The organism is Moorena sp. SIO4E2 (assembly GCF_010671945.1).
Taxonomy (GTDB): Bacteria; Cyanobacteriota; Cyanobacteriia; order Cyanobacteriales; family Coleofasciculaceae; genus Moorena; species Moorena producens.
Genome location: NZ_JAAHIE010000455.1, coordinates 1 through 1,651, shown reverse-complemented (window position 1 = coordinate 1,651; position 1,651 = coordinate 1). Strand labels below are relative to the sequence as shown.

The window sequence follows — 1,651 nt, the reverse complement described above, 5'->3', positions numbered from 1 at the left end:
ACCAACATGTTTTTGCGATCGCATAGCCCCAAGCAGTGCTCGTCCCAAGGAAAATAAATACCAACCCTTAGCAAAAGACTTGTTCCAGTCTAAGAAAACCTCTTCTTCTGGTGAGGGATTGACTATCTTAGCTGATGCCGTTGATTGCAGAAAAAGCGCTTGTTTTGAATACTCTTGGGCTTTAGTCCAGGCTGATTTGGCTAGGGCTACTTCAGCCAAAAAGCCATAAGCTTGTGCCATTCTGAACGGATCAGAATAGGTTTGATGGAGCGCCAAGGCTTTGTTGGCCACTTTCTCTAACTCCTCCCAATTTGACTGGTGCTGAAGTGCCTCTCCCCAAAAATTAATAAATTTGGCAGCTAACTCTGGGCGGTTAGCCTGCTCAAGAACCTCAACCGATTCCTGAAAATAAACTTTTGCTTTTTGACAACCTTGCTCCTTCTCAGCTTGATGCCACAGTGCATAACCAGCCCACCACAAGCCTAAACAGAATAGTACATGTCCACGGCGTTCCAGGTTATCGGTTTGTTTCCACAGAGCTAAACTGCGCTCATAATGCTGTCGAGACTCTTCTTGACAATTATCAGCCACTCGACCAAGCACAAATTCCAAACTGGCTTCTAACTCAGGTGCTAAGGCCACTCCCCGCTTTTCCAGGTCCTGTCGTGCTGACTGTAATTCCACATAGGATCCAGAGTCTTTGTTTAAATTAAGAGTACAACTCTGCAAAAACTCAGTTTCACGGGAAGCTACCATCTTGGCAAACACCTGATCAGTGGTTTGCTCAATAAACTGAATTAATTGACCGCTGCTAATCACAAACTCAACACAGCTTGACCAACTGTGGAAATCTGGCACTGACCGAATTAGCATTTGCAGCAACTTATCCGTCACCCACAACACCAGTGGAAACCGAAAGTTCCGAAACTCTTCCCGGATCTGGTTAGTTGCTGTCAGCACTTCCTCAATGCAACTTACTGAATCTATCCCAGATACCATCAACGCCTCTGGCTGTTCCGGACCTAGCTCTTCCACAATAGTGGTATAGAGAGTTTTAACCGATTGCTCTAAGACCAGCTCCCTGATCGGAATAGAACATTGCTCCTGCAACTGCTCAATAATTTGTGTCCTCAATACCCCATAGTTACCAACCGCCAAAATCAACGAAAATTCTCCCTGAGAAAAAGTAATCAGTCGGATTAGTTCTCTCAAGGAATCTTGGTTGTGATTTGCGGTTGTATCTAGCATGACTTATAGTATTTCTCAATTGGGTGAGGCACAAAGTCTTGGGTTTTAGGGAGCAGGGAGCAGGGAGCAGGGAGCAGGGAGCAGGGAGCAGGGAGCAGGGATTAAACTGGGCGCGGCTAAGGGAGGGAGTGGTAAACAACTATGTGTACCTCATGAGCATGATATTTTATCCCTTGATTCACGCCCTTTAACCGGACAGGGAGGTAAGTATTCAGCATTCAGCATTCAGCATTCAGCCGTCAGCCGTCAGCATTCAGCTGACGTAACAAAGATTAAACGAATGCTTAATTGTGTTATTTAAAAGCTGATAGCTGATAGCTGATAGCTGAATGCTTACACAGGGAGTCATGGAACTGAGTAATTTCAGGTAGAGGTTAATGCTGATAGCTAATAGCTGATAGCT

At 45.2% G+C, this 1,651-nt stretch carries 1 pseudogene; it reads right to left on the bottom strand.

What is annotated here, in order from left to right:
• Positions 1 to 1,248 (bottom strand): annotated as a pseudogene (locus F6K37_RS30305) (eIF2A-related protein); the annotation flags it as partial.
• Between the last annotated feature and the right edge of the window lie 403 nt (positions 1,249 to 1,651).